A 6,945-nucleotide genomic window follows, 5' to 3' on the forward strand; every position below is an offset into this window, starting at 1 on the left:
TCTTTGAGAATCATTACACGATATAACAGGAGCCATGGTACTTTTATATAAGAGCTTGTTGGATAAAGTTTTAAAGACATCGAAACACAAGCTTGGATTGCTCTTTAAAATCTCAAACAAATCCAGCTTATCAATCATTAATATTGTAGTGGGGTCAATGGCAATAGCATTCGCAGGATAATTATGATCAATAAAAAGTGGTGGTTCTCCAAAGCTTTCCCCACAGGAGAATACACCTTGAATAAACTCACGTCCTTCTTGATTGTAATTATTCATTTTTACCCTTCCTGTTATAATTTGATAAAAGTATTTAGGAGAATCTCCTTGCGAGAAAATAATTTGGTTTTTTTCAAACTCTTTAGAAAAACCACCATTTTTAATTAGAATATCTGTATCAAGCATAACACAACAAACAATTAATTTAATTACACTAAAAATACTAAATATTACCATAAAAGACAAATACTCCGAAATCACTGGCACAAATCAAACCGGAATATCCAAATATAGATATTCTCTAAAATTAGATTAAAATACGCCAAACAATAAGTGTTATATGCAATACGTACTAAAAAAACAAGTTATTTTCATTAAAATTGATATTCCATCCAATATTGCACAGTCTACTTTCCGGCAAGCATCTAATACGGTATCACTTTCATCGGAATATACACAAGGGTAACTCAGCCTGGTTAAGATCCTTAAAAAAAACATAACTTAGCAAGCGCAAAAAGCAAAGACTTTAATCAAACTTTTGTGCACTTCATTCGAAAAGCAGACATTATCTCTGGTTAAAAGTACGTTAGATGTATTTTTTTTAGCAGCCTATGATGTTACTGACTTTTGTAAAACCAAAATAGTCAAACATAAATACAGGAAAACCACTTAAAACTGAAACATTAGAGTCCTTGTCAATATATTTTTCTTTCTGATTAAGAAATATTACTCTTTGTGAAAAAGATTTTTTAGGTAGAGTAAAATTATCCGTTACTATATAATTCATTTTACTCAGATGGGTAATCAATAATAACTTCCAGATTTCAAACGTATATTTTGAATACTGTTGATATATACTATCAGATTCTTCTGAAACCATCTTCTTATACTTTATATTTTCTTTTGCCTCGACTTTTAAATTTTTAAAATCTAATGTCTTTGAAAAATGTTTTATACTTTCAACCATAGGATAACTAATATAAAGCTTTCCTAAGTTTGTTTCTTCATCAAAAATCTCAAGCATTTCCAACAACACATCATCAGAAGCTAGTGTTTAATGTCCATCATAATCAAAAAAGAGATATATTTCGGCAAAATCATCACGGTTAAAATCTTGCAATATCTCTTTATTCTGAGGAATTTTTTTTAATAATGAAAATGTATCTAAATCTTCATCATCAGTTAATACTTTATGAAGTTGATAGATTTCTGCACAAAATGCACAAGTAATTACGGTCTTATCTTTGAAAACATGTCTCGTAAAACTTGTTACAATTTGGTCTTCTGTTTTCTCACCTTCAAAAACAAATAATATATTAGACATCGAATGAACCAGCTTTATACATTTTTTCTAGATTATGAGCTTCTCTCAACTCTTTTTCAGTGCTTTTTGATAAAGATTTAACACTATCTTTATTCATAACAAAGTAACAGTCAGGTCTTAATAAATCATTAGTCATAATAGAAGTATTATGTGTAGTTAAAACAAATTGAATATTAAGCTTTTTCAATTCCTCAACTATTAACCTTGATAGTTCATGGTGATAGAATGCATCAAATTCATCTATAAAGAGAAAAGAAACTTTTGACTCTTCCTTCAATCTTTGCATCCAAAAATAGAAAAGTGTCAAAGCTCTTGTGCCTTGAGATGCGATTTTAAAAAAAGAAATTGATTTTCCTTCAAAATCAAATGCTATAATGTTTTTCTCAGATTCTTTTACAACTCTCAATTTACATTCAATCCCTGCTTTATTTAGAAATGTTTCGAAATCCTTTACATTTCCTCTTTCAATAATATCTTCTTGTATGTTTTTAGAGCCCGTTTCAATCCCTAAATATGAATTACCATCTAATGAACGGAAAAACAACATGCCATCAATAAATTTCAAGAAGCAAAGGAAAACATTATTAATACTATCAGTATCATCTAAGACAGAGTTGTTTTTAATATACTTTAATAAAGATAAATTTAAATTTTTAATATCTTTATTTAAACTTTCTGCCCCTTTTAAATTTATAGTTGCTTCATTACTTTTCTTTCTATCGATTTCAGCAATTAAGTTGCCATCGATTGTTAGTTTTTCATAAATTAATGTTCGTTTTTCATTTTTCTTATATACATAGCTAACTCTACAAGTAGAAATAACAAAATCATATTTAAATGTTGCAAACGCTTCATTATTTAAAGCATTTAAATAATGTAAATATTCCGAATCACCATGCTCAAAATCCGTTAAATGCTCAATTATATCAAATACCGCTAACCCTAAATTTGATTTCCCTACTCCATTACGACCATATACTATTGCATTTTCAACAACTCCATTAATCACACTATCTTTATTAAAACTATAACCATTTGTGTCGCTTAAATCAAACACAAATTTCTCATTAAAACTTTTAAAATTTCTTACAGTAAAGCTTGTTAACATCTTAAATGTATATATTAGTTTATACAAATATACAAAACCAAACCATACTGCCGTAAAAAAAATACGGCAAATTAAAATTTCTTTTAAAATCAATTATTATAGCTATTTTTTTGCAAAACAACAATTAAGGGTTCACTTAAAAATGTTGTTTCTTTTGAAATATTTACTAAGTATCGATAGACTCCTAGATTATACTTATAGTCATCCATAAAATAGCACGCTGAATTCCCACATAGAGAAACGACAACAATTTTTTTTAAACAAAACACAACAATCACACAACTTAGAAAGAAAATACAAACCTATAGTCCACCCCTAGTCCTAATTACATTATATTTTAAAACATTTATACATATATAATTCACTAAACAAATATATTAAAATCTATATATTTAAGACAATTAGCCTATTTTTAGTATATTTACATCAAATAAAACTATTGAAAGCACAATTTTTAACAATTGTATCTGTATCGCTACAATTTCAACAGTAGCTTCATTTGCGTAATAGTGTTATCAAAAACCTTTACGCCAATTTCAGAAAAAAATCAAACAACCAAATCGTGAGTAGAATTGCGGTTGCCTAAATTTTTATTATGATTAGTCATACTTACCGTTTAACAAAACAAGTATTATCTCTATTATTTCAAAACTCCCTAAAAGCTACTATGCTAATTCACAGTGCAATTGACAATGCAAAAGCGAACATGCAGTATCACTTTGTTTAGCTACTTTTAGCCCAAGACAAACAAGGTAAACCTAAGACTTCTATCTAGACAACTGCCATTTGTACACTTTAGACAGACTATCTGTGGTTAAACCATTTATGACAAAGGCTTGTCTGTTTGATTTTCCTAATTAAAAAATAGTCACTCCTTTCTATTATATAGAGAGCGAGTAACGTATTGCTTTTACTTTTTGAAAATAAAAACATTCAACTTACACACAAGCTGTAAATTACCTCTAATGCTTTAGATTCTACAAAAGAAAAAACAAAAAAACTAGTATCTACAACAATTTATAACACATACAAACAAAACATTATGCCACACTGGATTGACATACTTATATTTATTATTTACTTTTTAGCCATGTTAGCCGTTGGATTTTACTTTGCCAACAAACACACAGACGAGCGAGACTATTATACCGGCAGTGGGAAGCTATCAGCCTCTCACGTGGGCCTATCGGTTGTAGCCACTGATGTAGGTGGTGGCTTTTCCATCGGGCTTGGAGGAGTTGGTTTTACCATGGGGCTTTCAGGCTCTTGGTTATTATTCACAGGGCTTATCGGTGCATGGCTCAGTGCTGTGTTTTTAATTCCACGTGTCTTTGACTGGCAACAAAAAAGAGGTCGTCACTTTCTAACACTTCCTCAAGTCTTTGGTTATTTATACGATAAAAAAGTAGCCTTAGTAGCCGCGGTGATTTGTATTATTGGCTACACAGGCTTTACAAGCTCACAGTTTCTAGCTGGTGCTAAACTATCTACAGCTGCTTTTCCTGCTATCGACTCACAAACCATGTTGTGGATTATGGGGGCAATTGCCGTATTTTATACCATGCTAGGAGGCATGAAAGCGGTAATCTACACAGACACCGTACAGTGGATTATCCTATTAGGAGGGTTAATGCTTGTGGCTATTCCGATGAGTTACTACAAATTAGGAGGTATGCAAGGCATTCTTCCTTATCTAAGTGAAGATATGCTATCGCTTAAAAATATCTCTTGGCAGCAAATTGTCAATTGGAGCGTTACGATCATTCCGATCTGGTTTGTCGGCATGACTTTATACCAGCGAATTTTCGCCTGTAAGGACGTGAAGACAGCTAAGAAGGCTTGGTACTTTGCAGGAGTGCTAGAATGGCCACTAATGGCCTTTACAGGCGTTATTTTAGGTATGATGGCTAAAGTCGCTATAGAGCAAAACTTAGTTGCAGTACCTGGGGGTACTTTAAATGATGTTGAATTAGGTTTACCATTACTTATTAAAAACATCCTTCCTATTGGATTAACCGGAGTGGTTATGGCGGCTTATTTATCGGCTGTTTTATCAACTGCCGATAGCTGTTTGATGGCAGCCTCAGGAAATATAGTGGGTGACTTGATCCCTAAAAGTAAAAAGAAAACGCAAAAAAGCATTATTCGCCTTTCTAAACTCTCCACTCTACTGCTGGGAATACTAGCTATTTTATTGGCCTCAACCATGCAAAATGTACTTTCATTAATGCTTTATGCTTATGCTTTTATGGTCTCTGGGTTATTGGTTCCTGTTGTTGCAGCCTTAGTTTTAAAAAAGCCTTATCCTTTAGCTGCGTTAGTATCAATGCTTATAGGAGGAGGTGTTTCCATAGGACTTATTATTGCTAAAACTAAGCTACCTTATGGACTAGATGCTAATGTATTTGGATTAACAGCAGCTCTTTTATCCTTTACTCTAACTGCGTTATGCTGTGAGAAATTACTAAATAAAACAAACTAAATCAATAAAAATAATTGCATTTACAATTCTACCTACGAAATTGTAAAAACAGGTGGCTCTTAGGATTAACCTTTGAGCCATCATTTTTATCTGGGAGTTAAACCTTTATTTACGGATTATTTTAATTAAAAAAAGCCCTTCAAATTGAAGGACTTTTTCTTGGCTAATTTCTGTTATTTTTTATATCCTACAGTAGGATGGTCGAAAAAAAAAATTGTTTTATTGTTTGCACTCCAAAAGCACACTTTTTATTATTATAATTCTATATAATAAATTCATTTTCCTAAAATAGATATAAGGCATCACCTTATTATCTTAAGTCTTGATTAATACACTATTAAAACAAGCATTAATCCTTTGTGGTTTCTACTTGTAATTTAATAAATTTTAAAAAATAAAAGGCATACACAAGTCATACTTTAACAAAATTAATCAAACACTACTATATCTAACATATTATTAGGTTTTTAATATATATATCTCACTAATTGATAGAAAAACAATATCTAAAATCTTAAATTTAACAAAATTTTAAATTGTCGTTTTTTTTCTTTATTTATTTTTATTATAACCTTTGCGTATATCTACGCTCTTGAGAGGTTAACAGTCAGTTGTTAAACTAAAAAAAACACTATTATTACAGGGTAAAATTCTCAAGCTTTATTACTTTTGAGATCCCATTTTAATAGTAATTATAATCTGAATAAGTACTTTTTACCTCAAAAAAATGGAACTTATACACAAAAAACAAGACGCCCTATTGACGTCTTTCTAATTTAGGATTTGCTATCCTCTAATAAATACTTCCAAACAACTCCTGTTATTACAGCGCCCAAAATAGGTGCAGAAATAAACAACCATAGTTGAAAGATATAATCTCCTCCAACGAAAATTGCTTGGGAGATAGAACGAGCTGGATTAACAGAGGTGTTTGTAATAGGAATTGAGATTAGGTGTATAAGAGTTAAACAAAGACCAATAGCTATTCCTGCGAATTTACTGTTTGCTTTTTTATCAGTTGCCCCTAGTATAACGATAATAAAAAAAGCAGTTAAAACCAGTTCTATCACAAAGGCTGATATAACATCAAACCCAGTAGGTGATAAATCTCCATAACCATTATCAGCAAAAGCTCCTGGAAGATTATTATCAATAACTGTAGTCTCTCCTCCTAAAAACACCACATACAACACTCCTGCAGCTGTAATAGCTCCCAATAGCTGAGAACATATATAAGGCAGAAGTTCTTTATAACTCAGTCTACCAGAGACAAACATTCCAATAGATACAGCAGGATTAAAATGTCCTCCTGATATGGGGCCCAAGGCATAAGCCCCGGTTAAAACAGTAAGACCAAAGGCAAGTGCTACACCTAAAAACCCGATACCAACTCCGGGTATGCCAGCGGCAAACAGTGCACTACCACACCCTCCTAAAACTAACCAAAAGGTTCCAAAGTACTCGGCAAAATAATTTTTCATAATTTAGTGATTTTTCTTTTAAAACAACAAATAATCAAAAAAATTACATTATGATAAAATATAATCGTATTGTATTAACAAAATATCAATAAAAACCTATTTTTATCACACAAGTTCACATTTAAAAAGTTTTACTATCTATCACGAAATAACCTATTGATGATGAGTACCTGGGTTTGTTTTGTAAAGATTCAGTTCAAACCATACCAGTTTGTAGCGTTTTTATAGCACCAGAGAATTTCTTTTGGTCTATATGTTTAATAGGGTGGAATATTCAGATATTAAAAAACGCCCTATTTAGAAGAATCTAAAAAGGACGCTTTTCTCAATAAAG

At 31.3% G+C, this 6,945-nt stretch carries 6 protein-coding genes; 1 reads left to right on the top strand and 5 read right to left on the bottom strand.

The features are described 5' to 3' along the window. The 4 genes from GJV77_RS14275 to GJV77_RS14290 form a co-directional block, all read right to left on the bottom strand. Positions 1-402 (bottom strand): Crp/Fnr family transcriptional regulator (locus GJV77_RS14275; protein ID WP_162521640.1); only part of this gene is annotated, 402 nt, incomplete at its 3' end. Between the two features lie 415 nt (positions 403-817). Continuing rightward, positions 818-1,240, bottom strand: a complete 423-nt coding sequence (locus tag GJV77_RS14280; protein ID WP_162521641.1) for a hypothetical protein — start codon at positions 1,238-1,240, stop codon at positions 818-820. A 30-nt stretch (positions 1,241-1,270) separates the two neighbouring features. After that, entirely contained in the window at positions 1,271-1,540 is a 270-nt protein-coding gene (locus GJV77_RS14285) for a hypothetical protein (RefSeq protein WP_155037007.1), read from the bottom strand. Then, positions 1,533-2,741, bottom strand: a complete 1,209-nt coding sequence (locus tag GJV77_RS14290) for an AAA family ATPase (protein WP_205012533.1) — start codon at positions 2,739-2,741, stop codon at positions 1,533-1,535. The genes GJV77_RS14285 and GJV77_RS14290 overlap by 8 nt, the downstream gene beginning before the upstream one ends. 949 nt (positions 2,742-3,690) lie before the next feature. Here GJV77_RS14290 and GJV77_RS14295 point away from each other — a divergent pair. Further along, a complete protein-coding gene (locus GJV77_RS14295) occupies positions 3,691-5,130 on the top strand; it encodes a sodium:solute symporter family protein (RefSeq protein ID WP_155037008.1) in 1,440 nt (479 codons plus the stop codon). A gap of 776 nt (positions 5,131-5,906) precedes the next feature. Here the strand turns inward: GJV77_RS14295 and aqpZ are convergent. Beyond that, positions 5,907-6,611 (bottom strand): aquaporin Z, encoded by a 705-nt coding sequence (gene aqpZ, locus GJV77_RS14300; RefSeq protein ID WP_155037009.1) that lies wholly within the window; start codon positions 6,609-6,611, stop codon positions 5,907-5,909. Between the last annotated feature and the right edge of the window lie 334 nt (positions 6,612-6,945).

The organism is Myroides pelagicus (assembly GCF_009711055.1).
GTDB classification, from domain to species: Bacteria; Bacteroidota; Bacteroidia; order Flavobacteriales; family Flavobacteriaceae; genus Flavobacterium; species Flavobacterium pelagicum.

Coding starts and splice junctions, on each gene's coding strand:
- GJV77_RS14295 (WP_155037008.1), top strand. CDS start 3,691: ATGCCACACTGGATTGACATACTTATATTTATTATTTACTTTTTAGCC.
- GJV77_RS14280 (WP_162521641.1), bottom strand. CDS start 1,240: ATGCTTGAGATTTTTGATGAAGAAACAAACTTAGGAAAGCTTTATATT.
- GJV77_RS14285 (WP_155037007.1), bottom strand. CDS start 1,540: ATGTCTAATATATTATTTGTTTTTGAAGGTGAGAAAACAGAAGACCAA.
- aqpZ (WP_155037009.1), bottom strand. CDS start 6,611: ATGAAAAATTATTTTGCCGAGTACTTTGGAACCTTTTGGTTAGTTTTA.